The sequence below is a fragment of the Jonesia denitrificans DSM 20603 genome, from assembly GCF_000024065.1.
GTDB classification, from domain to species: domain Bacteria; phylum Actinomycetota; class Actinomycetes; order Actinomycetales; family Cellulomonadaceae; genus Jonesia; species Jonesia denitrificans.
The window spans coordinates 826,760-849,702 of the sequence record NC_013174.1; the positions used below are offsets into that span (position 1 = coordinate 826,760).

Here is a 22,943-nt window from a genome sequence, read left to right on the forward strand (position 1 = left end):
GGCTAGCGAAATGCTCGGTTGATCGCGCTGCCAGTCTGAAACAGGGTGATCCACACCAGGAACTTCTGGATTGGACGCAGCGGCCATGCGACAAGTCCTCGCCACCCTCGGCGTCGCGACCAGGACCTACTAATCCGTACCTGTGTGCCACCGGTCGAGTTCTCCAAGGCGAATTCAGTCAGAACCGAATTGCCTTGCGCGACGTCGGGATATCCGAAGCTCCATGCGATCCTGTCCGGTTGGTGAATTGCGATGAGTTCAACACTGCGTCGACGAAACTGGGGCTCGATCTTCACGGGCTTGCCGTCTGGATGCGTTGCGGGTGCAAAGCCCTCCCAGACCGCACCCGGCGTCGCTTCTTGACTGGTCTGGTCGAGGCTGCCGATGCTCGGTTCCCACTCGGGGATACGTGCGGGGTCTGTGAGGAACGCCCACACTTCGTCCAGTGGTGCGGATACGAAAGTCTCAGTCGTTCCGGTGGTCCGCCCCTTCACTTTCGCTGCGGCGGGCATGGACTTCATGGAGGGCGCGTCGGCCCGATCGAGGCGTTCGATGAGCGCATCGGGTGTCGTGCCGAGGCGGCGGAGGATTTCCGTGATCAGACCGCTGGGTTCTGCGACGAGTTCCCGGAGAACGGCGGCAGCGTCGCCTGGCTTGCCTTTGCTGCTGGACTTCGCGATGAGGTCCCGAGCGCGAGGAGTCCACTCGTATCCATCCGTCTCGTGGAACACGATGCGCCCGGCCTCGGGGAACGACGCCTCGATGCCGAGCGAGGTCAGCTGTGCATCACGTTGTTCCTCGACGGCGAGACGGGCGTTATCGATGTCGATACCCAGCTCGCGCAGTGCGCGGCCGGCGGACTGGTCGTTGATGACCAACGCGAGGAACAGGTGGTCGATGTCGGCTTCGCGGAGCCCGAGCCGGGATGCTTCTTCCATTGCGGCCAGGGAAAGCGATTGGCTGGTTTGAGCGGCGCGGACGAGTTTGTTCATCTGTTCCTCCTGGGTGTCGAGATCGCGGGGTCAATTCTTTTGGAGTGTTTCTTGTGGGCGGCTTGTCGCGTCACTCCGAGCGCGTCGGCGATCTCCTGCCAACTCATGCCTGAACGCAACGCAGCCTCGACCTGCCGAAGTTCCAAGGTGTCCGCGAGTACGCGTAAGGACGCTACGGCCCGTAATCCTGCTTTCGGGTCGCTGGTATCGGCTGCTACTGTTGCGATCCGCGGAGACTCCATGCCGTCAACCTACGTTGCTAAGTGACGGTCTGTCAACCTGGGTTGCTTCCTCGCTCGGCGAGCTCGATGATCGCAGCCAGGAGAGGGATGGCGCTTCGGCGAATTCGCCGGGTTCTGAGAGGTTGGTACGTGTGGCGACGTGGTGGAGTTCCGGTTTAACGTATAGCGTTAATGACGCTCGCCGTTATATTCTGGTCCCGTGATCAGATCGTTCGGCGACAAGGAGACCGAACGGCTGTGGCGTCGTGAGCGCGTGCGCTCGATCGATCCGAGGATTCATCGGGTCGCGCTGCGCAAACTGCGTCAGGTGGGGTCCGCGGAGTCCATCGAGGACCTCCGTGTCCCACCCGGTAACCGCCTCGAAGCTCTCAAGGGCAACCGATCTGGTCAGCACAGCATCAGGATCAACGACCAGTGGCGGATCTGCTTCGTGTGGACCGCCGCCGGACCAGAGGAGGTGCAGATCGTTGACTACCACTGACAAGATCGAGCCGATCCACCCGGGCGAGGTGCTCATGGAGGACTTCATCGAGGGCTTCGGCATCACGCAGAACAAGCTCGCCGTATCCATCGGCGTTCCGCCGCGACGGATCAACGAGATCGTGCACGGCAAGCGAGGGATCACCGCAGACACGGCGCTGCGGCTCGCGAAGTACTTCGGCACCTCGGCCGAGTTCTGGATCAACCTGCAGAGCCACTACGAGCTGGACCGTGCGGAGGACCTCGCGGGCGAGCAGATCGCGTCGATCACGCCACTGCAGGTCGCGTGAGCGACTTCGCCGCCTACGCGCCCAGCGTGAATCCGTCGGTGGCCAACGGGACGGTCAGCACCAGGTTGGCCGACCCGGCGGACGCTGGCGCGCTCGCCACAGTCATGGCAGTGCGTGGCGGAACCGTCGACGAACACGTCGATCGCGCGCGGAGGATGATTCAGCGGCTGGATGTCCTGCTCATCGCTGAGCGGGATGGAGATGCAGTCGGCTGGTGCGGTGTGCAGAAGTTCGCACTTCGCCCCGGCTCTGATCCGGAGTGGCTGATCGAAGGGCTGACGGTCGTGCCTGAGGCGCGCCGAGAGGGTGTCGCTGCCCGGCTGCTGGGCGAGGTGCTCCGAGCCGCGACGGAGAGAGCGCCTGGCGAGTCGGTCTTCAGCGTGATCAACGCCCGGAACCTCGTCTCGATCGATCTGCACCTGAAGCTGGGATTCGTCGAGGTGGGGCGGTCGGCGAACTACGCGGGCATCGAGTTCACCGGCGGTGAGGGAGTGCTACTGAGGCATGGGTGACCTCTTGACCTAGAGGTTGGTCTGTACCGGAACTCGGTGGAATTTCGTTTTGCGCTTTAACCTCTGGCGCTGGGGTTGTTTGAGTAGCGTCACTCGTTCTCGATCAGTGTGATCGTGTAGTCCTCTGGCGATGGTAGTTCGACATGGTCATCACCGAAGGGCATGTAGTTGACGGAGTGTGGGCGTTCATTGACGACCCAGAGCTCGAGTAGTCCGAGGGTTGTTTCTCCATTGGATACTTCGGCGAAGCTGAAGGGGCCGCCGTCATGCATGATGCCTTGAGCGTTGGCGGCGGGTGTGACGGAGATGAGGAAGCAATCGCAGCTGTCGTGCTCGTAGCCACCCCAGGTGGCTTCTGTGAGCTGGGATCGTGCGATTGAGGATGCGGTGTCTGTGCCGCTGCAGAGAATGGCCAGCAGTGTGTTTTCCAGGGGAGTGAAGCTCCCGCCGGCGAATCGGGTGTTCTTCGGGGTCATGGTGCTCCAGTTTTCGAAGGTTGCAAGGCTAGTCCGTTTAGTTGCCGGCAATGCGGTTGAGGGTCGCCACGAGGTTCAGGAATGTGCGTCTGCCGTCTGGCGTCAGCCGAACCAGCGTTGTTCCGTACCGGTTCTTACGCTCCTTGGAGATCTCCACCAGGCCGCGATCCTCCAGGTCTCGGAGGATCTTGGAAAGGTCGGTCATCGACAAGCCCGTCGTATCCTGCAGCGCAGGGAAGTCCGCTTGTTCGACCTGACTCAGGTGTGACAGCGTGACGAATCGCTTGGGCGCGACCAGGTGCGCATCGATCTCTGCATACGACATGTCAGCGGCGGATCAGGAGCACGACATAGAACACTAGCCATGCCGCAGGGGCCAGGCCCGCGAAGATGAACGCTTCAGGGAATGGAATCGTCTCGCCATGCATGAGGCCCCGCCAGACGGGAATCAGGAGCCAGACGGCGAAAGCCGCGGAGATGATGGTCCCCTTCAGTCTGGGTTCGTTGGGCTGGCTCAGCCGCTTGGAGATCCAGACGTTCGACGTGACGATTGCGCCCAAGGTGAGCGGAATGGCCCACCAGGGAAATCCGCTCAGCGCGAGGATCCCTGACGCGAACGACAGTACGATCGTGGCAAGCGCGCTCACGTGGTCCCGGCTATCGAAGACCCGTCGTGGTCGCGGAGGCATCGAGTCGAGTAACCGCTGTGCTTCGATGGCAGTGATGTTGCTGATCTCGGCTGGTAGGCCCCGCATGAGTTGCGAGATCGAGTTGCGCCCGGCGGCCCTCCGTGCGCTGAAAAGAGTTGATCGGCAGGACCAGCCTCGTATTCAGGGCGCGATAGCGCTCTTGGCTGCCGATCCTCGTCCGCCGGGCGCGAAGGCGTTGCAGGGCTGCGACGCGTTGCGGATCCGAGTCGGGGACTATCGGACCATCTACACGGTCCAGGACAACAGACTGTTGGTTATCGTCGTGACCCTTGGTCATCGGCGCGAGGTCGATCGCTGACCTGGTGCACGGCACCGTGCTCGCCTTCGCTCACTCGCGCCTACTCGTGCTTGTCCCGAAATACTCGCACCACGCGAAAAGCGAATAGAGTTCCTGCTTAACGTGTGATTAGTATGGCCTTGTGACGTCACGAGAGCAGCGCGAAGCAGTCCTCGCAGCAACGAAGCAGGTGCCCGAACCCTTCTACGAGGCGTACCCGGGTGGATGGCCAGGGGAGGTTGGTACAGCGCTTGTAGATGCGGTGTATTCCATCCGTGCCCGGTATAGAACGCGCGATCCGCAACTCGGTGTGCTCGGGCGAGTTCGAGCCTTCCGTGAAACGTACCCCGCAGCCAAGGATGATCTTGGATCGCTCAGCAGGGTAGGGAGCGATGACCTCAAGATAGTCATGGGATCAGGAAAAACCGCAGGTCGTCTCAAGTCGGTGGTGGTGCTAGAAGCCGCTGACAGCCTGGTCGCTGCCGGATTTGTACGTGCGGATGATGTGCTCGCAGCGGATCCGGCCCGAGTGAAGAATGTCTACACGGCGGTATCAGGTCTTGGTTGGGTGACCTACGAGTACTTCTCGATGCTGTTGGGAGTGCCTGGTGTCAAGGCTGACACCATGATTGTGCGCTTCGTGAATCTCGCATTGGCGCAGAGCGGACTGTCCAAAGTTAACGCTGCTACGGCCCGTGATCTGGTCATCGCTACCTGGAGAGAATCAGGCAAGGGTGCAACGCTCACGCACTTTGAGCATGCCTTGTGGCGATACCAAAGTGAGTCCGGAGCCTAACGTACGGAGATGGAGGAGGAATGGTTCTCTTCCACGATACTTACTGCTGTGCCACATTGGCGGGTGTAACTCTCGTCAGGTTGAAGACGTGATTCCCTCTGGGGGAGTCACAACATTGGCCTCTTGAAAGTTGCAGTGCGTAACACGACTGCCGCCCAACTACTCCAGTCTGGTATGGACAACCTGAACAGAGGGTGAGCAGGGTCCTCGGGACTACCCTCGGGACACGTTGTAGTGGCGTTCTCAAACACATGCGGTGTGCGGAGGTAGCCCGCTCGATCGTATCTATCTGGTACAAAGAGGCGAGATGCGGCGGGCATTGACCTGCCCGTAGCGTCGCACCTGCCCAGAGTTACCCACGCTTGCTCACCGGTAGTCATCAAATACTCACAACACGCGGGACGTCGTCGAGTTCCGGTTCAACGTGTAACGAGGGACGGTTGTGGAGGGTGAGGTCGCGGATACACAACTGGGTGGGCATTTGCCCGATGAGGTGAGAAGCGCCACGGAGCATCACACGGCCGTCGTCGTTGGTGGTGGCCAGTCCGGCCTAGCCACGGCATACTACCTGCGGCGCTACGAAGTGGACTTCTTGATCTTGGACAATCAAGAGGTACCCGGTGGAGCGTGGTTGCACGCGTGGCCTTCACTGACGCTTTTTCCGCCGCGGAGTTTTCCAACCTGCCCGGCTGGCCTATGCCGCAGTACCCGGGGTATCCGCCGGCACGCCATGTCATCGACTATCTGACAAGCTACGAACGACGGTATGACCTCCCGGTTCGGCGCCCAGTGCACATGCGCAGCGTGTCCCACGACGGAGGGATGTTCTTCCTAGATTCGACCGTCGGCCAATTCACAGCGGACCTCCTCGTGACGTCGGAGGTCACATGGTTCACGCTTAAGCGGCCGCGCTGGATGCCTGATGATGTCGATGGCCGCGATCTCTTTCTCCGCAGCCGCCGCCGGATTCTCGGTGGCGATTCCGGCCCGAACCTCGGGGACATTGTCGCGCTTCCTCATCTCCGTGAGCTCCGCGATTCCGGCCAGCTCACCGCTACCCCCATCTTCGATAGTTTGAGCGAGCTCGACCACGACCATCTGATCTGGTGCACTGGTTTCCGTCCGGCCCTCGGCCCATTCCGCCACCTCATGCGTGGCCGCGAAACCGCGGTGAAGAATCTGCATCTCGTCGGCTACGGCAACTGGACCGGCGACGGCTCGGCAACCCTGATGGGTGTCGGGCCCTTTGCCAAACACACTGCCCGGGTAGTCGCGGGCCGTGTCGATGAAGCACGGCAGCACGAGTTTTGAAATGGCGCCAACGTAACTCGACTCAGCGCTTCGCTTGCGCAGCCCGCAGGCCGTTCAAGATCACGATGACTTCGGCGACCTCGTGAACCAACACGACGGCAGCCAGGCCCAGCACGCCGCTGATCGCCAGCGGCATCAACACGATGATGATGGCCAGAGACAGCACGATGTTTTGGTTGATGATCCTGCTGCCTCGGCGGGCGTGCTGCAGCGCCTGCGGGATCAGCCGGAGGTCGTGGCCGGTGAAGGCGACGTCAGCGGACTCGATCGCGGCGTCAGAACCGGTTGCTCCCATCGCGATGCCCACCGTCGCGCCCGCCAATGCCGGAGCATCGTTGATGCCGTCGCCGATCATCGCCGTCGGCGTCTTGGAGGAGAGTTCGGCGACGATGCTTGTCTTGTCCTCTGGACGCAGCTCGGCGCGCACGTCGTCGATTCCGGCGATTTCAGCCAGCGCCCGCGCGGTGCGAGTGTTGTCGCCGGTGAGCATGCTCACTTCCACGCCGTTGGTGCGCAGGGTCTGCACGACTTGGGGTACCTCGGGCCGCAGCTCGTCGCGGACCCCGATCGCCCCGGCGAGGGCGTCATCGACGGTGACAAGGACGCAGGTCTGGCCCTCGGACTCCATGCGCTCAACGTCTGCCTTTAGTGGCCCGGCGTCGATCCACCGGGGGCTGCCCACCAGCACCCGTCGACCTTCGACGGTGCCGCCGATGCCATGTCCGGCTTCCTCGCTGATGTCCTGGGCGGCGGGCACTTCGGGCACCGCTGCCGCGATCGCCGCGGCGAGGGGGTGTGTCGATTGCTGCTCAACTGCCGCCGCGAAGGCAAGCACCTGCGCCCGATCGAATTCCACTGCCGGGACCACGCCGGTAACCTCGGGCTGGTTGCGGGTGAGGGTTCCGGTCTTGTCCACCGCCAGGTGACGGATGCCGCCGAGCCGCTCGAACGCCGCACCGGACTTGATGACCACGCCAAACTGGCTGGCCGCGCCGATCGCGGCCACGACCGTCAGCGGCACGGAGATTGCCAGCGCGCACGGCGACGCGGCGACCAGGACCACCAGCGCACGGGTGATCCACGTCTCGGGGTCGCCGAGCAGCGAGCCGATCACGCCGACCAGCACCGCCAGGATCATCACTCCGGGCACCAGGGGTCGGGCAATCCGGTCGGCAATCCGGGCGCGGTCGCCCTTTTCCGCCTGCGCCTGCTCGACTAGGTCCACGAGTGTGGTCAGCGAGTTGTCCGTTCCAGCTGCGGTCGTCTCGACCTCCAGCACACCGGCGGAGTTGATCGCTGCCGCGGGCACCTCGTCGCCGGGCGCGACCTCCTCCGGAATGGATTCTCCGGTGACCGCTGAGGTGTCAATGCTGGAACGTCCGGAACGAATGATGCCGTCCGTGGCGATCCGCTCCCCGGGGCGCACAAGCATCAGCTCGCCAACCACGAGGTCCTTCGCTGTGACCTCGACCGCCGTGCCGTCACGCAGCACCGTCGTGGTCTGCGGTACCAACTTCAACAGTGCCCGCAGTCCGCCCTGGGCTCGGTCCATGGCCTTGTCTTCCAGTGCCTCGGCGATCGAGTATAGGAACGCTAGCGCCGCGGCCTCTCCGACGAAGCCGAGGATTACCGCGCCAACCGCGCTGATCGTCATCAGCAGGCCAATGCCGAGCTTGCGCTTCGTGACAAGGTTCTGGATCGCTCCAGGCGCGAACGTATACGCACCCAGCAGCAGGCCAACCCAAAACACTACCGTTGCGGGCGTCTCCAGCCCGGACCAGTCCAGTGCCAGGCCTGTGCAGAGGGCTACGCCGGAGAAGATCGGCAGTAGCAACTCGGGGTCCTTCCACCATGGCCGATCGAGCTCTTCGATCTCCGCGGCGGGTTCGTGTTCGCATCCACACGCCGAGCTCATGCGTCCGCTCCCTTCACGCCGCAGCCGGGCACCGAGCACTCAGGGTCGATGCACGGGGCGTTTTCGTCGACATCCAACGTCGCGTTCACCAGCGCGTCGAGCGCTGCCGCGAGGTGCGGATCGGCGATTTCGTACCGAGTCTTGCGGCCCTCTGGCTCGGCGACGACGATGCCGCAGTCGCGCAGGCAGGTCAGGTGGTTCGAGACGTTCGAGCGGGTCAGGTCCAAGCTGTCCGAGAGCACGGCCGGGTAGCTCGGGCCGTCGAGTAGGGTCATCAGGATTCGGGAGCGCGTCGGATCGGCCATAGCTCGGCCGAGCCGGTTCATGACGTCGAGGCGTGAAGCAATAGTCAGCATGCGCTGAACTATACAGCACAAGCTGAATTATTCAAGATAGACTGAACTGACATGAACGCGCAGTGCCTGTGACCGGCAGGAATTAGTCGATGGGATAGCCGGTAACTGGGCCTTCGCGGTTCGGCTGCCAACCCAACGCGGGGGCGACATGCGTGGCGAAGTTGTCCAAGATCTTCACGTTGACGTCTACGCCCATCCCGGTAGGGATAGTGATGAGAAGGGTGTCGGCGGATATGACGGCGGCGTCGGCTTTGAGCTGCTCAATGAGCTTGTCCGGCTCGGCGGCGTAGGTGCGGCCGAAGGTGGAGGCGCCGACGTCAGGCAGCGTGCCCACCTGGTCGGAGCCGGAGGCCTGCATGCCGAACATCTGCATGTCCGCGCCGTCGACGATGGGGAAGACGGAGCGGGACACCGACACGCGCGGCGTCCAATCGTGGCCCGCCTCCTTCCACGCGGCGCGGTAGCGGCTGATCTGATCCGCCTGGATTTCGCCCAGGGTCTCGGCGGTGGTCTCGGACACCAGGGTGGACGACATCAGGTTGAGCCCGTCCTTGGCGGCCTGTTCCGCCGAGGTGTGGGTGCCGGAGCCGTAGAAAATGTGTTTGCGCAGCTCCGGCGCCATGGGGAAGACCGGCAGGGCGGAGCCGGGATGGAACATGTTGGGGTACTGCCGGTCCAGCGGTGCGGCGGTGGCGAACCCGTTGCCGTCCACTGCAGCCATGAACGCATCGAGGTGGGCGCGTGCCACGTCCGCGCCGTTGGGAGCTTCGCCCTTGTAGCCGAAGGCCTCCCAGCCGCGGTCAGCCACCTCCGGGGCACCGCGTGAGACGCCCAGCGCCACGCGGCCACCGGAAATGTGGTACAGCGATGCGGCCTCTTCGGCGAGGTAGAGCGGGTTTTCATAGCGCATGTCGATGACCCCGGTGCCCACCTCGATGTGATTGGTGGTGGCCGCGACAGCCCCCAGCAGCGGCATCGGGGCGGAGGCCTGCGGCACGAAGTGGTGGACACGGAAGGACGCGTTGTTCACGCCGATTTCGTCCGCGGCCTGGGCGACCTCCAGATGAGTCTTGGCGATCTTTTCCGCAGATGGCCCGCGCTGGCCACCGAAGGCGTAATGCCCGAAGCTTAAGAATCCGAACGCTTTCATTGGATAACACTCCTTGTGATGGTGTTAACGAGAAAGTAACTGTGCAACGAGATACCGTGGAGTTCCGGTTTAACGTCTAAGTTGCGCTCTGGTTGTCGACCGCCTGCGTGCCCCGTGCCGTGATCTGGCCGAATACGCTCGTGAGGAGACAACGTGGCGTCTCATTTCCGCACCCGGATCCCCTGGAAGCCGTGAACGAAGAGGCTGTTCTGTCGTGCGGAGTTCTCGGCTCAGTGATATCACGCGGCACAATCGGCTTGTGGATGCGGCCGAGGAGCCTCGACCGCCGGCATCGAAGAAGCTCACTGGCCGTGATGCCTGGCGCGTTCGTACGGGGAATTGGCGGGTCATCTACGAGATCCATGACGACGAACTCTTTGTCGTGGTTGTTGCAGCGGGCAACAGGCGTGACGTCTACCGGGGCTGAAGACGTCGAGATCGTGGACTGCCACTGAGGAGGGATGATGGTCGGGAAGCTCTACCCGCCGGTCCATCCGGCTATCCCTTAATCTAGGCTGATGGGAAACAGTGGAGTCAATAGTTCGTGGCGGGAACGTCAAGCCCACCTGCGTGAGGTCATGGCGGAGGCCAAAACACTGGAGCGAGAACCGGCAGCGCGGTGGGTAACCGTGGTGTTTGGGGCAGCCACCGCGCTCTGGATAGTCGTTGTGGTGTGGTTGGCGCTGACACTTCCCGACGAAGTTCCCATCCACTGGTCCTCAGGTGGTGTCCCTGATGGGTGGGCATCAAAAACTGGTGCTCTGGCCTTCTCTATCCTCGTGCCGCTCGCAACGATCTTTCCCCTCGTGTTCTTATCTCGTCTTGTTCTGGCAGCCCCGGACACACTGAATTCCCCACACAAGGAGTGGTGGATCGCCGAACCGCATCGGCTCATACGGTGTGAACGGCTCCTGCGCGAGGACCTCATGGTGATCGTTGCGTTGACCGTTGTCCTTCTCACCACGGTTGACGTCCTGATCGGGTATGCCGCTCACCAACCTGGGGGAGTGGTACCAAGTTGGTGGTTCACCATCCTGCTTGTGGCCTACGTTCTCGCTCTGGTGGGGTATACCACCTGGATGTACGCAAGTGCCCGCTACCGACCGACGAAACCCGTCCCACCGACTGGGAAGTGACCACCCCCAACTGTCGCCGAACACGGACCACTATGACGACTGTGTCGGCCATAACCGACCGTTGAGACGCTCACAGTCGCCATAACGGTGGGGTTGGGTCCCACCACGTCGATCGAACCATGCTTCACCGCACTGTGTACCACGGCCACCCATCTTTGCTTCACTGATGAGAAACACGAAGGAACTCGACGTGACTTCTTCGAATGTCCCGCACAATGACGACCACATTCACCCGCGCCGTATCTGGATTGTTGGCGTGTCCGGGGCGGGAAAAACGACGCTGGCACGAAAGGTCGCGCACCAACTGGAGGTAGCGCATCTGGAGTTGGATGCCGTGTTTTGGAAAGAACATTGGACGTTTCGAGACCTCGATGAAGCCCACGCAAGTATCCGTGCGTTCCAGGCTGCGCACTCACACGGGTGGGTCATGGATGGGAACTGGACAAGCCGCCTCAACGGGATGCTCACCCCGGGAACACCGGGAGGCGCCGATGTTGTGGTCTGGCTAGACCACCCGCGCCTGCTCACCATGTGGCGAGTAATCACAAGGACCCTGAAGCGTGGTATCACCCAAGAACCACTGTGGCATGGCAACACTGAACGCATCCGTGGGTGGTTGTCCACCGACCCTAACCACAACATTGTGCTCTTTGCGTGGCGTCAGCACTCAGCCCTACGCGCGCGGTGGGAACACCAGGCGCGCTCCTCACCTCACGTTGTACGGTTGCGAGGGCGTGCACACGTATCACGCTGGCTGCGCACACTCACTCCACCCTCAATGCATGGACATGACCACCGTCGTGAGGACACATGAAAACACCACACATCCCACCCGCTGTCTGGTTCGCAGCCGCAGCAACCACACAACACGCTGTGACGCGACGCCGCCCCACCACACTCAGATCGCGCATCGTTAGTAGCGCCCTTGCGTCCGCAGCCCTCGCGCTCGGTGCGAACAGTATCCGCGAGTTCGCCCGACTCCACACAACCATCCACCCACACAAAACCGAACAATCATCCGCGTTGGTCACCGACGGCGTGCACCAGATCACGAGAAACCCCATGTACGTCGCGTTAGCAGGTGGCCTCGTTGCACAGGCTGTTGCGCGGCGTTCCCTGGTGGCACTGGTCCCTGCAGCCGCGTTCGTGGCCGTCATGAACGCCACCCAAATCCCCGCAGAAGAACACGGGCTCACAGCAACGTTCGGACCCGAGTACGAACGCTACTGCGCCACCGTACCCCGGTGGATCACCCCGGGCAGTGTTGCACGGTTCGCCCGGTGAACAACCCACATTCCACGCCCGGCACACCCGCGTCAACCACCAAGCTCCTGCGCCGCATCCTGTTAATCACTGCGGCCGTGTGCGCTAACATCTTCGCCACGCTGCCACACCTTACAGTCCTTGGCACCGTTCGTGGGCTAAGCCTCATCCCCATTGCCCAGGCAGTCCTGCTGTGGGCCGCCCTGGGGTTGGTCGTGTGCGCGCTCGCGGCTCTGTGTGCCCGGTCGTTTGCCGCCGCAACGATCCTCCTGATTGCGGCGATCGCTGGGGTGATGCCCATGCTGACCTGGTGGTGCTGCTCGAGGTGGACGAACCGTTCCTCACAGCCTTGGCAGACACGCCGGTGGGAGTCAGCCACCCCTACCCGCCAACCAGCCAGGGTGAGGCGTGGGCGAACACGCTTGCGGGCGTCGGCACGTTTCAGCGCACACACACGGACCTGCCGCTGATTCTCGCTGGGGACTTTAATGCGGGCAGGGGGCACGCCGCGTTCCGGTCGGCGACCAGTGGGCTTGATACGCCGGCTGGGCTTGGCTCGCGCATCGGTCAATGGACCTGGCCCATGGGCGAAAAACTAGGGCCATTCACAACCCTCGACCATATTCTCACCAGAGATTTTGGCGTGATGAGCACAGGAACGCTCACCATCCCAGGCACCGACCATGCCGCCGTCACCGCAACCCTCAACGCCTGCCCAGCAGGGTGAATTCGCCTTCCGATGCGCTCGCAGACGATCAGCGCGAGAGAACTGTGAGTAGTCGGCCTAGGGTGGAAGAAGAACCCGCATCACCATACGGTGATCCCTGCGAGTTCTGTGAAACCACGGCCGATGGGGGAGACGTCATGAAGGCAGCACGGTATTACGACCGCAAAGATATCCGGATTGAAGACATCGATGAGCCGCAACTGCAACCAGGTACGGTTGCCATTGATGTGGCCTGGTGCGGGATTTGTGGAACAGACCTTCATGAGTATCTTGAAGGTCCCATTTTCATCCCGCCGAAAGGTAGCCCACACCCGATCTCTGGGGAAGAAGCCCCTATCACGATGGGGCACGAATTCTCAGGGGTTGTGACCGCGCTGGGGGAGGGGGTCACAGATGTGGCAGTGGGTGAGTCTGTTGTCGTGGAGCCGTACATTATCCGGTCCGATGTGGACACAACACCGGGGCAGTCCTATCAACTGTCGCCTGACATGAACTTCATTGGGCTTGGGGGCCGCGGCGGTGGGCTCTCTGAGAAAATCGTTGTGGAACGCCGCTGGGTTCATCCTGTTGGTGACATTCCCCTTGATCAGGCGGCACTCATTGAACCATTGGCAGTTGGGCATCATGCGTTTGTGCGGTCAGCAGCACAAGCGGGGGACGTCGCGATCGTGGGCGGGGCTGGTCCCATTGGGCTACTCACGGCTGCGGTGTTGAAGGCTAAAGGACTGACTGTTTACGTCTCTGAAGTGTCCACGGCCCGCAAGGACAAGGCACGGTCAACGGGGGTGGCAGATGCGGTGTTTGACCCTCGTGAGGTGGATGTCGCCGCTGAGGTGCGTGAATTGACCGGTGGCCATGGCGCCGATGTGGGGTTTGAATGTTCTTCGGTCCCGGTTGTTCTTGACATGCTCATGGATGCGGTGCGCCCGGGCGGCGTCATCGTGAACGTGTCTATTTGGGGTCACAAGCCTGAGGTGGACCTCCCCGCGTTGGTGCTGAAGGAAATCGATCTGCGCGGAACGATCGGTTATGCGGGAGATCACCCGGCCACCATCCAACTCGTGCAAGAGGGCAAAGTGGACCTCGCTCCCTTTATTACTGCACGGATTGGGTTAGACGACTTGGTGGCGCAAGGTTTCACGCAACTTATTGAGAACAATGAGCACCACGTCAAAATCATTGTCAATCCACGTGGGTAGGAGCCCCCATCTTGGGCGGTACATCCGTTGATTTAACGAGTTGGAAACATAACGGAAACACAAGGGCGTGATTGTTACGTCACAAACGTTAAGCGCTCATCCCGTTGATGTGACTAAGTCGTTAGGCGCATAATTCAGCGCTTCATCGCAACTAATGTCCATCAGATGAGATATGTGTTTCTGAAGTTACCAGTCAGTATCTCTTTGATAACGATGACTGTGATATTGCGCGATCTTGTCGTCAGCAGTGCTGTGGCGTGTGTACCTTTCTAATTAACCCAATGGGAGTAGTAGTGCCCGGTCACGCAAGCGGCGCTGGTAACAACCAGCATCCACGACAGTGACAGTGAAGAGCGGGCACCTCCCGTCCCTCGAGGAGGAACAGTGAAGATCAGGAAGATGGCTGCGCCTTTCGCAGTCCTCATGAGCGCCTCGCTGGTGCTCGCAGCCTGCGGTACGTCAGAAGAGCCAGAGCAGAACGAGACGACCGGTGGCACCAACCAGGGTGAAGCTGACACCACCGGCAAAGTCGACCTCGGCGATGTGACCACCAAAGAAGACACCATCTACTACTCGCTTGGTGGTGAAGAGTGGCTCGGCTTCAACGGAAACACCCCCGAGACCTACTCAACCTACAACTCGGTCATCAACGAACGCCTCATCGAAGGCTTCATGTACTACGGTACTGACGGCACCGTGTACCAGAACGAACAGTTCGGTAACTTCCGCCTTGTCTCTGAAGACCCCATGGTTGTTGAGTACACCATCAACGACAACGTCACCTGGTCAGACGGCGAACCTGTTGCCTACGAGGACTACCTCCTCGAATGGGCTGCCCAGGCAATCGCCGATGGTGAGGACGAAGAGGGTAACCCGAAGCCACTGTTCAACCACGTTGGTGGACTTGACTTTGGTGGTCGTACCCCTGCCGGTCCACAGGGCGAGCCTGGTGGCAAGACCTTCACTTTCGAATACGAAAACCCCTACCCCGACTACCAGCTCCAGGTGAACTTAGCGTTCCCAGCACACATTGTTGCTGAGCAAGCAGGCATGACCCTTGACGAGCTCGTTACCGCCATCCAGGACAAGGATGTTGAGGCTCTTCGTCCAGCTGCGAAGTTCTGGAATGAAGGTTGGCTCTCCCCCAACCCAGGTGAGCTTCCTGACGAGGCTATCGTCCCAGTGAACGGCCCCTACAAGTTGTCCTCATGGGAGCGCGGTCAGTCCGTGACCCTGGAAGCCAACGAGAACTACTGGGGTACCCCGCCGGCAACCAAGACGCTCGTGTACCGCTTTGTTGCACCAGAGGCACAGGTTCAGGCGCTGCGTAATGGTGACCTGCACGTCATCGAACCACAGGCCGATGTGGACACTGTTGCTCAGATCGGGCAGATTGGTGACACCGTCACCATGGCAACAGGTCAAAGCCTGACCTGGGAACACCTTGACTTCAACTTCATCGACGGCAACGAAATGGGTGCAAACCTTGCCCTCCGTGAAGCATTCGCCATGTGTGTTCCTCGTCAAGACATCGTCGACAAGCTCATCAAGCCAGTTGACTCAGAGGCAGTTGTCATGAACGCTCGCGAGGTGTTCCCCTTCCAAGCCAACTACGACGAAGTTGTCTCCGAAGCATATGACGGCCGTTACGACGAGGTTGACATCGACGGTGCAAAAGCAAAGCTCGCAGAAGCTGGCGTAGAAACACCATTCACTGTTCGCCTTGGATACTCACAGCCCAACGCACGCCGTGACGCTGAGTTCCAACTCATCCAAGAGTCCTGCAACAAGGCTGGATTCGACGTTCAGAATGTTGCCGGACCAGACTTCTTCTCCAAGACCCTCCCCAACGGTGACTACGATGTAGCCATGTACGCGTGGGCAGGTTCAGGCCAGGTTGTCTCCGGTCAAAACATCTACTCGACCAAGGGTCAGCAGAACTACGGTAAGTACTCCTCTGAAGCTATCGACATTGCATGGGAAGCACTCTCCTCCACCCTTGACACCAGCCAGCAACTTGAGCAGGTCAAGGTCATCGAGAAGAACCTGTGGGACGACCTCTACGGTATTCCACTGTTCGCACACCCAGGTGTTACCGCATACGACTCCAGCCTGCAAAACGTGCGCCGCACAGCAACGCAGTCCACAGTCGCGTGGAACGCCGAGCAGTGGGTCCGCGCAGAGTAAGCGGATTCAGACACTCAGACAGACAGTGTAAGATAACCGCTTAACGTGTGAGCGTCACAGCGATAAACGGGGTGGGGCCGGAAACAGCCCCACCCCGTTGCGCGGTCGCAACACACGCCGCTATCCGTGGCATGATAAGTGGGTTGCGGTATGACGATCGATCATCGTCGGCGCCAAAGTACCTAAGGACAAGTTCGTGACGAGATACATTCTGCGCAGACTCGGGGTCTCATTCCTCGTCCTGCTCGGCGGATCCCTCCTCCTGTTCGTCCTCACCATTAATTCTGGTGACCCCCTCGAGGACCTACGTGAGTCAAATGCGGAGAACCGCGACTACCTGATTCAACAACGCACCGCATACATGGGGCTCGACCAGCCCTGGTACTCCCGCTACTGGGACTGGCTCACCGGAGTATCCAAATGTGTCGCCTTGAACTGCGACCTCGGCACCAACCGAAATGGTGTTGACGTCGGCTCAATGCTTGGCGCAGCAGCAAGCTCAACCCTCCGTCTCGTTGTTTTTGCCACGGTGATCGCCATCGTCGTCGGTATCATCGTTGGTATTCTCACCGCGATCCGCCAATACTCTGGGTTCGACTACGTTGTCACCTTCTTGGCCTTCCTCTTCTACTCCCTCCCCGTGTTCTGGGTTGCCGTGCTTCTCAAGGAATACGCTGGCATCGAGTTCAACAACTGGATGCGAGAACCCACACTGACGCCGGTGCAGATCATCCTCATCGCGGTCATCCTTGGTTTCATCCTCCAAGCTGTCCTCGGTGGGCACTGGAAACGCAGACTTCTCACCGCTGGAATCGCACTTGTCGTGATCGCTGGCGCCCTTGCCTACTTCTCCTCAGTAGAATGGTTCCGCCGCCCAATGCTCGGGATCGGATTCGTCGCGCTCGTCGGAATCGCAGCCGCGGTGGGGTCCACCGCACTATTTTCCGGTATCAACAACCGCAAGGTGCTGTACGCAACGCTGACCACTGCAGGTGTGGGAATCCTGGCCTACTTACCTGTCCGTCCACTCATTGACGAACCAACGTGGTTACTCCTCATTGGGCTGTTTGTATTGACGATTGTGGTCAGCTACGCCATCGGATGGTTCATGGGGGGTTATTCGCGCAAGGCGGCAGCCAACCTTTCCCTCTTCACCGGTGTGTCGATCGCATTCCTCACATTCATTGACGCAGCAGTCGCCCACTGGGGTTCCATGCTTGCACTCAAGCCGCGCCCGATTTCCACTATTGGTTCTCAGACCCCAAACTTCCCTGGCGGATTCTGGGAAACACTGCTTGACCTCGGGGCACAGATCCTGTTGCCAACCATCGTGCTGACACTGATTTCGGTTGCGTCCTACACGCGGTACACCCGCTCCTCCATGCTCGAGGTACTGAATCAGGATTACATTCGCACAGCACGGTCCAAGGGGCTTTCTGAGCGCGTGGTCATTGTGAAACACGGTTTCCGCAACGCGCTGATCCCCATCACGACAATCGTGGCCTTCGACTTCGCTGGCCTCATTGGTGGCGCTGTCATTACCGAAAAGGTCTTCGGGTGGAAGGGAATGGGTGAGATGTTCGAAACTGGGCTTCGCGCCGTGGACCCGGCGCCGGTCATGGCTTTCTTCCTTGTCACCGGAACAGCAGCGATCGTCATGAACCTCATCGCTGACTTGGCCTACGCTGCCCTTGACCCACGGATTAGGCGGTGACCTGGTGACTTTCAACAACCGGAACGTACACCACGGACGAATTCGTGCCGCCCGGCTCACCAGCCCCGTGGCATCCCTCACTGGAGCGACCCATGTCTAATATCCAACAGACAGGCGGCGACGCCTTTAGCATTGAATCGGAAATCAGCGATTCGCAAAAAACCTACTCCCAGGGGCAGCTCGTTCGACGTCGATTCTTTCGGCACAAAGGGGCCATCGTCTCCTTGATCGTGCTCGGATTTATCGCACTGCTGTCCATCAGTTCGATCGGGGTCGGACCAATCCCTGGGTGGTGGGACAAGAACTTCATCTCCGCAAATCCCATCGTCAATGGGGGAGCGCCAACTATCTCCTGGACCGGTTTAGGGGAACACCCCTTTGGACAAGACACCATTGGCAAGGATTACTTCGCGCTGGTGATGCGTGGAACCCAGATTTCACTCCTCGTTGCGTTCACTGTAGGAATCGTGTCCACGATTATTGGAACCATCGTTGGTGCTCTCGCTGGATACTTCAGAGGGTTCGCAGAGGCCTTCCTCATGCGGATGACTGACCTCGTCATTATCATCCCGTTGCTGGCGTTGGCAGCTGTACTGGCTCGTGCTGCCTCCGACAAGGGCGTGTTCTTTCTTGCTCTGATGCTCGCCATTGTCACGTGGACAGGACTAGCCCGCCTCGTGCGTGGTGAAGTGCTCTCCCTTCGTGAACGTGAGTTTGTCGCATCGGCTCGTGCAATTGGGACCAGCCCGTGGCGCATCATTTTTAAGCACATCCTGCCCAACACAATCGGTGTCATCATCGTGTCAGCCACGTTGTCCATTGCGTCAGCGATTTTGCTTGAAACCTCCCTGTCCTACCTGGGTTTTGGGGTTCAGTCACCTGATGTATCACTGGGTTTGTTGATCAGCCAGTACCAAAACGCATTCCTGACCCGCCCCTGGTTGTTCTGGTTCCCCGGCATCATGATTCTTCTCATTGCGTTGACGATTAACTTCATTGGTGACGGCCTTCGCGACGCGTTCGACCCACGCCAGAACAGGAGCAAGGACTGATGACGACAGCACCATCCCACACCCCAGAGACAGGCTCTGAACCTGTCTTGCAGTTCGCTGACCTCGATGTCCAGTTTGGAACAGAGTTTGGGTCTGTCCATGCTGTCAAAGGCATTTCTCTTCAAGTTCGCCCCGGTGAAGTACTCGCTCTTGTTGGAGAGTCCGGTTCCGGAAAATCGGTGACTTCGATGACCGCTCTGGGGCTGTTACCTAGCAACGCGCGGATTAACGGTGATATTCGAGTCACTGACAAGTTCGTCAACAAACTCGATGACAAATCGTTGCGTCGTATGCGTGGCAACGATGTTGCCATGGTGTTCCAGGAACCCATGACAGCACTCAACCCCGTGCTGACTATCGGCGACCAGCTCACAGAGTCCCTGGAACTGCACGACATAGCCCATGGAACAGAAGCCGATGCGCGTGCAGTGGAATTGTTGCGCATGGTTGGCATCCCTGAACCAGAGCGTCGTGTCAAACAGTACCCACACGAAATGTCTGGTGGTCAGCGTCAACGTGTCGTTATCGCGCTCGCTTTGGCGTGTAACCCGCGCGTCATTATCGCTGACGAACCCACCACTGCACTTGACGTGACAGTGCAGGCCGAAATTCTTGACCTCCTTCGATCGTTGAAGGACAAACTCAACACCGGAATTCTGCTCATCACCCACAACATGGGTGTGGTTGCGGACATGGCTGATCGAGTTGCCGTCATGTTCAAGGGGGACATTGTGGAGCGGGGAACCGCTGATGAGGTTCTCACCCGTCCTCAGCACCCGTACACCAAGAAGCTGCTTGCTGCTGTCCCACACTTGGGTCGAGGCCCAGCCCAGTTTGGTATGCGACGTACACCCGTGGAGCCGCTCAAACCTGGGCAGTCACTCGCGCTCGACGTGCAAAACCTCGTGGTGGAATACCAACGAACTGGCAAAGCGCCATTCCGAGCCGTTGATGACGTCACTTTCTCCGTAGCACCAGGAGAAATCGTCGGTCTTGTCGGTGAATCAGGGTCAGGGAAGTCGACGATTGCGCGGTGCGCGCTCGGGCTGATCCCGGCACATTCTGGTTCCGTGTCGATCCTTGGTGAAGACCTCCACACCATTAAGCGAGCACAGGAGAAACAACTCCGACGCCGAGTGGGGGTTGTCTTCCAGGACCCTGCCTCATCACTCAATCCACGCTTCCCCATCGGTGACTGCATTGCCGAACCTCTCGTGGTCCATAAGGTCGGGAACCGTGCATCACAACTGAAGCGCGTCGAGGAACTTCTTGAAGCAGTTGAACTGCCACGGACAGTCATCAACCGCTACCCACACGAACTCTCAGGTGGTCAACGCCAACGTGTGTCGATCGCGCGGGCGCTCGTGTTAGACCCTGAGTTCTTGGTTGCAGACGAACCGACTTCAGCATTGGATGTTTCTGTCCAAGCGTCTGTTCTCAAAATGTTCCTTGAACTGCAGGAACGCTACCAGTTCGCGTGCATCTTCGTGTCCCACGACCTCGCTGTTATTGACATGTTGGCTCACCGAGTCGTGGTCCTGGAAAACGGTCAGATCGTTGAACAAGGCAGCCGTGACCAAGTGCTGGGAGCACCACAACAGGAGTACACCAAGAGGCTCATTGCTGCAGCGCCTGTCCCTGAACCTGGGGAACAGCGCCGCCGCCGTGAAGCACGGTACGCGTTGCTGAACCAACTCGGTGAACAACGCACTGAACTTCGCTTGAACTAGCCGTCGTCACATCATCGAAAGGGCCACGAGATGCACTTATACCGTGTATTTCGTGGCCTTTTTATCGCCACCTTCGCAGTTTTCGTCCTGCTCATGGCCGTACTAGGAGCTCTCGGCGCCCTCGTTGAGACCAGTGTGACTCGGGTGATTGCCGGCCATGAACAGCTTGTCACCATGCCACAGTTCACAGCGCACACGCGGCTGCCCGAATCTGGTCGTATCCCGCAGGATGTCTCCCGATGGGTGACAGAAACCGCATCGACAGCCGGTGTTGAGGCAGCGGTGACAACGCAAGCGGACCCAGCGGGCGGTACCGATTTCCTTCTCCTCACAGTGTCAGTGGATCCCACCACAATCACAGCTCGGTACCTGGGCGAGGTCATGGAAGAGCTGGATACTGTCCCGACTGTGCTTCGTGATGCAGGGTTGGGCGACCGTGGGATCGTGATCGATGACGAGCTTGTGCCAGCACTCAACCAGGTCACTATTGATGTCGACCGCGCCCGCGAGGTTGCTCGTACCCCGGTCGTGGTGGTGTGGTTGGTGAGCATGGCCGTTGTTGTTGGGGTGTGTGTCGTCTCTGCAGAACGAGCACGTGCATGGGCGTCGACACTGCGTGCACGCGGAGCTGCTTGGCATCAGATGGCGACGGTTGTTGCGGGTGTACCAGCGATTGCCTCCGTGGTGGCGGGGTTCCTTGTCGTTGGCGGTTCATGGCTGTTGGCCCCGACACCTCGTGAGTGGGTGGTCGCTGCCGTTGGTGTGCTCACCGCAACAGGGGTGTCGTGTGCGGTGGCGACAACCATTGTGTGGTTGGCCTGCGGTCCCCAGCCGCCACGCACCGTGGTGCGGCAACGCCAGCTCGTGACAGTGCTCGTCGGGGTTGTGATCACGATCCTGATCAGCGCGATGTGGTGGGTAGTGACTCACCCTATGGGAACAGGCACCGTGTGGGCGATGGCTGCCATCGTCTTGTCGTGCATTGTGGTGGGTGTGGGTGCAGTAGTTGGGGCAGCTCGCGCGGCTGTGCGCTACCCCAAGGTGCTGCGCCATCCCTCACCCGCCATGGTCGTGGGCACGGCATCGGTTGCCCATGCACGTGCAGGGATGTTGGCGCTGGCAACCAGCGGCGCGGCGATAGTCGCAGTTGTGGTGTGGGCGGCGGTCATTGTTGATGGTGCACGTGACGCAGAAGAACAGGCGGTGGAAGCGAGGTTTCCAGCCGCGGTGGAATGGGAGGCAGGGGGCGAAGTTCAAGCGTTGAGGTCACGAGAACTGACAGATAGTGACGCAACACGTCGGGATGCGCGTGCGTTCACCACACATCTCACTGGTCAGGTCGGATCTACTGATGTTGCCATGCGTGCTGTCCCCATCACGACGTCAGCCGTAGTCACCAATGGTGAACTAGCCCAGATTACCCGTGACCTCCACGCGAAAATACCGTCCCAGCTGCCCGCAGTGGGCGAGGACGGGCGTATCACCATGACATTGACCGCTGACCGGTGGAGTAGCGAGACGATCCACTACGCCGGTGCGGGTCTCACCGTTGACACAACTGTGTGGCTGGTCCATCCTGACGGTGACATTCGCGTCGCCAACGCGTCAGCGCCATGGCGATGGGACGACCAGCACGGACAAGCACACATCGATGCCGTGGACCCTTCTGCAACGAATGGGTACCGGGTCGCTGGCGCGCGAGTCACGGTGAACACCCCACCTGCACACAGCGATGGCACGGTGATCACCGCCGATCTCACGAACCTTTCCCTCAACGTCAACGATCAGCCTCTGCCCCCCGCGTGGGGGCACATCCCAGAAACAGTGCTGCTGGGTGACACCTTCACCATCGGTGCCACCGACCCAATTCCCGCTGCGATGAGCACACGCTTTGCCACGCACATGTCCCTGGAGATCGGGGATCAAGTGACTGTCGCATCGGCAGGCTCACGGGTAGTTGTACTGCTCACAGAGGTGTTTGAGCAAGATCGCTATTCACGTGATGATGTTCTTGTGCCTACTGAGGCATACGTGTCGGCGCACGTTGGCTCTGGCGGCGTGCCCCGTCACCCAACACAGGGGTGGGCGCGCACAGCCGATAATGCCCCAACTGAGGCAACCGTTTCGGTCAGGTCTGTGACGACCGGAGTGTTTCCGAACATAGTGTTTGTCTTAGCGGCCGCGGTCAGCGCTGTCATGGGAATGGCTGGGTTGTGGGTGGTCAATGCAGCTACTGCCCGCGAGTGGGCCAAGGACGAGAGAGCTGCTGCACTCATTGGGCTTCCCCGTCATGTCGTTCTGCGGGCTCGCAGGGTGACGTGGGTGTGGGTTGCTGTTGTCACAATTCCGCTCAGTGCGCTGGCTGGTGTTGGTGCGGCTGCGCTGATGCTGCCAACTTTCCTCGCTGCGATGGGGTGGTGAGCGGCGT

27 protein-coding genes are annotated in these 22,943 nt (G+C 60.2%); 18 read left to right on the top strand and 9 right to left on the bottom strand.

Annotated features, from left to right (window positions below; all coding sequences use genetic code 11):
- Positions 1 to 2 precede the first annotated feature (2 nt).
- Positions 3 to 992, bottom strand: a complete 990-nt coding sequence (locus JDEN_RS03835) for an SRPBCC family protein (RefSeq protein WP_015771056.1) — start codon at positions 990 to 992, stop codon at positions 3 to 5.
- Positions 989 to 1,234, bottom strand: a complete 246-nt coding sequence (locus tag JDEN_RS03840) for a hypothetical protein (protein WP_015771057.1) — start codon at positions 1,232 to 1,234, stop codon at positions 989 to 991. The genes JDEN_RS03835 and JDEN_RS03840 overlap by 4 nt, the downstream gene beginning before the upstream one ends.
- A 199-nt stretch (positions 1,235 to 1,433) precedes the next feature.
- Here JDEN_RS03840 and JDEN_RS03845 point away from each other — a divergent pair, with 199 nt between their 5' ends.
- Genes JDEN_RS03845 through JDEN_RS03855 form a run of 3 tightly spaced genes read left to right on the top strand, consistent with a single transcriptional unit; the run spans position 1,434 to position 2,516 of the window.
- Positions 1,434 to 1,715, top strand: coding sequence for a type II toxin-antitoxin system RelE/ParE family toxin (locus tag JDEN_RS03845; protein ID WP_015771058.1), 282 nt, complete (start codon positions 1,434 to 1,436; stop codon positions 1,713 to 1,715).
- On the top strand, positions 1,702 to 2,004 hold the full coding sequence (locus JDEN_RS03850; protein ID WP_015771059.1) for a HigA family addiction module antitoxin: 303 nt from the start codon (positions 1,702 to 1,704) through the stop codon (positions 2,002 to 2,004). Before JDEN_RS03845 ends, JDEN_RS03850 begins: the two co-directional genes overlap by 14 nt.
- Positions 2,001 to 2,516 carry a GNAT family N-acetyltransferase gene (locus tag JDEN_RS03855; protein ID WP_015771060.1) on the top strand — a complete coding sequence of 172 codons (516 nt, stop codon included), beginning with the start codon at positions 2,001 to 2,003 and terminating at the stop codon, positions 2,514 to 2,516. Before JDEN_RS03850 ends, JDEN_RS03855 begins: the two co-directional genes overlap by 4 nt.
- Positions 2,517 to 2,605: 89 nt before the next feature.
- Here the strand turns inward: JDEN_RS03855 and JDEN_RS03860 are convergent, their stop codons facing one another.
- Genes JDEN_RS03860 through JDEN_RS03870 form a run of 3 tightly spaced genes read right to left on the bottom strand, consistent with a single transcriptional unit; the run spans position 2,606 to position 3,639 of the window.
- A complete protein-coding gene (locus JDEN_RS03860) occupies positions 2,606 to 2,992 on the bottom strand; it encodes a hypothetical protein (protein WP_015771061.1) in 387 nt (128 codons plus the stop codon).
- Between the two features lie 37 nt (positions 2,993 to 3,029).
- Positions 3,030 to 3,317 carry a transcriptional regulator gene (locus tag JDEN_RS03865; RefSeq protein ID WP_015771062.1) on the bottom strand — a complete coding sequence of 96 codons (288 nt, stop codon included), beginning with the start codon at positions 3,315 to 3,317 and terminating at the stop codon, positions 3,030 to 3,032.
- 1 nt (position 3,318) lies between these two features.
- Positions 3,319 to 3,639, bottom strand: coding sequence for a hypothetical protein (locus JDEN_RS03870; RefSeq protein WP_143713239.1), 321 nt, complete (start codon positions 3,637 to 3,639; stop codon positions 3,319 to 3,321).
- 106 nt (positions 3,640 to 3,745) lie between these two features.
- On the opposite strand from JDEN_RS03870, the gene JDEN_RS03875 reads away from it, so the two are divergent.
- Together JDEN_RS03875 and JDEN_RS03880 are read left to right on the top strand one after the other, a co-directional pair.
- On the top strand, positions 3,746 to 4,000 hold the full coding sequence (locus tag JDEN_RS03875) for a type II toxin-antitoxin system RelE family toxin (RefSeq protein ID WP_015771064.1): 255 nt from the start codon (positions 3,746 to 3,748) through the stop codon (positions 3,998 to 4,000).
- Between the two features lie 121 nt (positions 4,001 to 4,121).
- Positions 4,122 to 4,775: a hypothetical protein gene (locus JDEN_RS03880; RefSeq protein WP_015771065.1), complete on the top strand. Its 654-nt coding sequence runs from the start codon at positions 4,122 to 4,124 to the stop codon at positions 4,773 to 4,775.
- Between the two features lie 379 nt (positions 4,776 to 5,154).
- On the opposite strand, the gene JDEN_RS14195 is transcribed toward JDEN_RS03880, so the two are convergent.
- On the bottom strand, positions 5,155 to 5,289 hold the full coding sequence (locus JDEN_RS14195; RefSeq protein ID WP_264284697.1) for a hypothetical protein: 135 nt from the start codon (positions 5,287 to 5,289) through the stop codon (positions 5,155 to 5,157).
- Here JDEN_RS14195 and JDEN_RS14065 point away from each other — a divergent pair.
- A complete protein-coding gene (locus JDEN_RS14065; RefSeq protein ID WP_226926606.1) occupies positions 5,269 to 5,523 on the top strand; it encodes an NAD(P)-binding protein in 255 nt (84 codons plus the stop codon). The two genes, JDEN_RS14195 and JDEN_RS14065, sit on opposite strands and share 21 nt — an antisense overlap.
- The gene (locus JDEN_RS03885; protein ID WP_226926660.1) at positions 5,415 to 6,086 is read left to right on the top strand and encodes a hypothetical protein; all 672 of its coding nucleotides are present in this window, start codon (positions 5,415 to 5,417) and stop codon (positions 6,084 to 6,086) included. The genes JDEN_RS14065 and JDEN_RS03885 overlap by 109 nt, the downstream gene beginning before the upstream one ends.
- Before the next feature lie 22 nt (positions 6,087 to 6,108).
- On the opposite strand, the gene JDEN_RS03890 is transcribed toward JDEN_RS03885, so the two are convergent.
- The 3 genes from JDEN_RS03890 to JDEN_RS03900 form a co-directional block, all read right to left on the bottom strand.
- Positions 6,109 to 8,001: a heavy metal translocating P-type ATPase gene (locus JDEN_RS03890; protein WP_015771066.1), complete on the bottom strand. Its 1,893-nt coding sequence runs from the start codon at positions 7,999 to 8,001 to the stop codon at positions 6,109 to 6,111.
- Complete coding sequence (cmtR, locus tag JDEN_RS03895; RefSeq protein ID WP_015771067.1) at positions 7,998 to 8,357, bottom strand: Cd(II)/Pb(II)-sensing metalloregulatory transcriptional regulator CmtR; 360 nt, start codon at positions 8,355 to 8,357, stop codon at positions 7,998 to 8,000. The genes JDEN_RS03890 and cmtR overlap by 4 nt, the downstream gene beginning before the upstream one ends.
- An 82-nt stretch (positions 8,358 to 8,439) precedes the next feature.
- On the bottom strand, positions 8,440 to 9,507 hold the full coding sequence (locus JDEN_RS03900) for an LLM class flavin-dependent oxidoreductase (RefSeq protein WP_015771068.1): 1,068 nt from the start codon (positions 9,505 to 9,507) through the stop codon (positions 8,440 to 8,442).
- 259 nt (positions 9,508 to 9,766) lie between these two features.
- Between JDEN_RS03900 and JDEN_RS13380 the strand changes: the two genes are divergently transcribed.
- The 11 genes from JDEN_RS13380 (at position 9,767) to JDEN_RS03950 (ending at position 22,936) form a co-directional block, all read left to right on the top strand.
- Positions 9,767 to 9,934, top strand: coding sequence for a type II toxin-antitoxin system RelE family toxin (locus JDEN_RS13380; RefSeq protein ID WP_319014241.1), 168 nt, complete (start codon positions 9,767 to 9,769; stop codon positions 9,932 to 9,934).
- A 91-nt stretch (positions 9,935 to 10,025) separates the two neighbouring features.
- Positions 10,026 to 10,643, top strand: coding sequence for a DUF1648 domain-containing protein (locus JDEN_RS03905; protein ID WP_015771070.1), 618 nt, complete (start codon positions 10,026 to 10,028; stop codon positions 10,641 to 10,643).
- Between the two features lie 190 nt (positions 10,644 to 10,833).
- On the top strand, positions 10,834 to 11,457 hold the full coding sequence (locus JDEN_RS03910; RefSeq protein ID WP_015771071.1) for an AAA family ATPase: 624 nt from the start codon (positions 10,834 to 10,836) through the stop codon (positions 11,455 to 11,457).
- The gene (locus JDEN_RS03915; RefSeq protein WP_015771072.1) at positions 11,454 to 11,927 is read left to right on the top strand and encodes a methyltransferase family protein; all 474 of its coding nucleotides are present in this window, start codon (positions 11,454 to 11,456) and stop codon (positions 11,925 to 11,927) included. The genes JDEN_RS03910 and JDEN_RS03915 overlap by 4 nt, the downstream gene beginning before the upstream one ends.
- Positions 11,928 to 12,216: 289 nt before the next feature.
- Positions 12,217 to 12,633: an endonuclease/exonuclease/phosphatase family protein gene (locus JDEN_RS03920; protein ID WP_041287808.1), complete on the top strand. Its 417-nt coding sequence runs from the start codon at positions 12,217 to 12,219 to the stop codon at positions 12,631 to 12,633.
- A 137-nt stretch (positions 12,634 to 12,770) separates the two neighbouring features.
- Entirely contained in the window at positions 12,771 to 13,832 is a 1,062-nt protein-coding gene (locus JDEN_RS03925; RefSeq protein ID WP_015771074.1) for a 2,3-butanediol dehydrogenase, read from the top strand.
- A 384-nt stretch (positions 13,833 to 14,216) separates the two neighbouring features.
- Positions 14,217 to 16,019 (top strand): ABC transporter family substrate-binding protein, encoded by a 1,803-nt coding sequence (locus tag JDEN_RS03930; protein WP_015771075.1) that lies wholly within the window; start codon positions 14,217 to 14,219, stop codon positions 16,017 to 16,019.
- 196 nt (positions 16,020 to 16,215) lie between these two features.
- The gene (locus JDEN_RS03935) at positions 16,216 to 17,733 is read left to right on the top strand and encodes an ABC transporter permease (protein ID WP_015771076.1); all 1,518 of its coding nucleotides are present in this window, start codon (positions 16,216 to 16,218) and stop codon (positions 17,731 to 17,733) included.
- Positions 17,734 to 17,825: 92 nt separating this feature from the next.
- On the top strand, positions 17,826 to 18,785 hold the full coding sequence (locus JDEN_RS03940) for an ABC transporter permease (RefSeq protein ID WP_015771077.1): 960 nt from the start codon (positions 17,826 to 17,828) through the stop codon (positions 18,783 to 18,785).
- Positions 18,785 to 20,515 (top strand): ABC transporter ATP-binding protein, encoded by a 1,731-nt coding sequence (locus JDEN_RS03945; RefSeq protein WP_015771078.1) that lies wholly within the window; start codon positions 18,785 to 18,787, stop codon positions 20,513 to 20,515. The genes JDEN_RS03940 and JDEN_RS03945 overlap by 1 nt, the downstream gene beginning before the upstream one ends.
- A gap of 30 nt (positions 20,516 to 20,545) precedes the next feature.
- Positions 20,546 to 22,936: a hypothetical protein gene (locus JDEN_RS03950; RefSeq protein ID WP_015771079.1), complete on the top strand. Its 2,391-nt coding sequence runs from the start codon at positions 20,546 to 20,548 to the stop codon at positions 22,934 to 22,936.
- Positions 22,937 to 22,943: the final 7 nt, after the last annotated feature.

Coding starts and splice junctions, on each gene's coding strand:
- JDEN_RS03835 (WP_015771056.1), bottom strand. CDS start 992: ATGAACAAACTCGTCCGCGCCGCTCAAACCAGCCAATCGCTTTCCCTG.
- JDEN_RS03840 (WP_015771057.1), bottom strand. CDS start 1,234: ATGGAGTCTCCGCGGATCGCAACAGTAGCAGCCGATACCAGCGACCCG.
- JDEN_RS03860 (WP_015771061.1), bottom strand. CDS start 2,992: ATGACCCCGAAGAACACCCGATTCGCCGGCGGGAGCTTCACTCCCCTG.
- JDEN_RS03865 (WP_015771062.1), bottom strand. CDS start 3,317: ATGTCGTATGCAGAGATCGATGCGCACCTGGTCGCGCCCAAGCGATTC.
- JDEN_RS03875 (WP_015771064.1), top strand. CDS start 3,746: ATGAGTTGCGAGATCGAGTTGCGCCCGGCGGCCCTCCGTGCGCTGAAA.
- JDEN_RS14195 (WP_264284697.1), bottom strand. CDS start 5,289: ATGCTCCGTGGCGCTTCTCACCTCATCGGGCAAATGCCCACCCAGTTG.
- JDEN_RS03890 (WP_015771066.1), bottom strand. CDS start 8,001: ATGAGCTCGGCGTGTGGATGCGAACACGAACCCGCCGCGGAGATCGAA.
- cmtR (WP_015771067.1), bottom strand. CDS start 8,357: ATGCTGACTATTGCTTCACGCCTCGACGTCATGAACCGGCTCGGCCGA.
- JDEN_RS03900 (WP_015771068.1), bottom strand. CDS start 9,507: ATGAAAGCGTTCGGATTCTTAAGCTTCGGGCATTACGCCTTCGGTGGC.
- JDEN_RS03905 (WP_015771070.1), top strand. CDS start 10,026: ATGGGAAACAGTGGAGTCAATAGTTCGTGGCGGGAACGTCAAGCCCAC.
- JDEN_RS03915 (WP_015771072.1), top strand. CDS start 11,454: ATGAAAACACCACACATCCCACCCGCTGTCTGGTTCGCAGCCGCAGCA.
- JDEN_RS03925 (WP_015771074.1), top strand. CDS start 12,771: ATGAAGGCAGCACGGTATTACGACCGCAAAGATATCCGGATTGAAGAC.
- JDEN_RS03940 (WP_015771077.1), top strand. CDS start 17,826: ATGTCTAATATCCAACAGACAGGCGGCGACGCCTTTAGCATTGAATCG.
- JDEN_RS03945 (WP_015771078.1), top strand. CDS start 18,785: ATGACGACAGCACCATCCCACACCCCAGAGACAGGCTCTGAACCTGTC.
- JDEN_RS03950 (WP_015771079.1), top strand. CDS start 20,546: ATGCACTTATACCGTGTATTTCGTGGCCTTTTTATCGCCACCTTCGCA.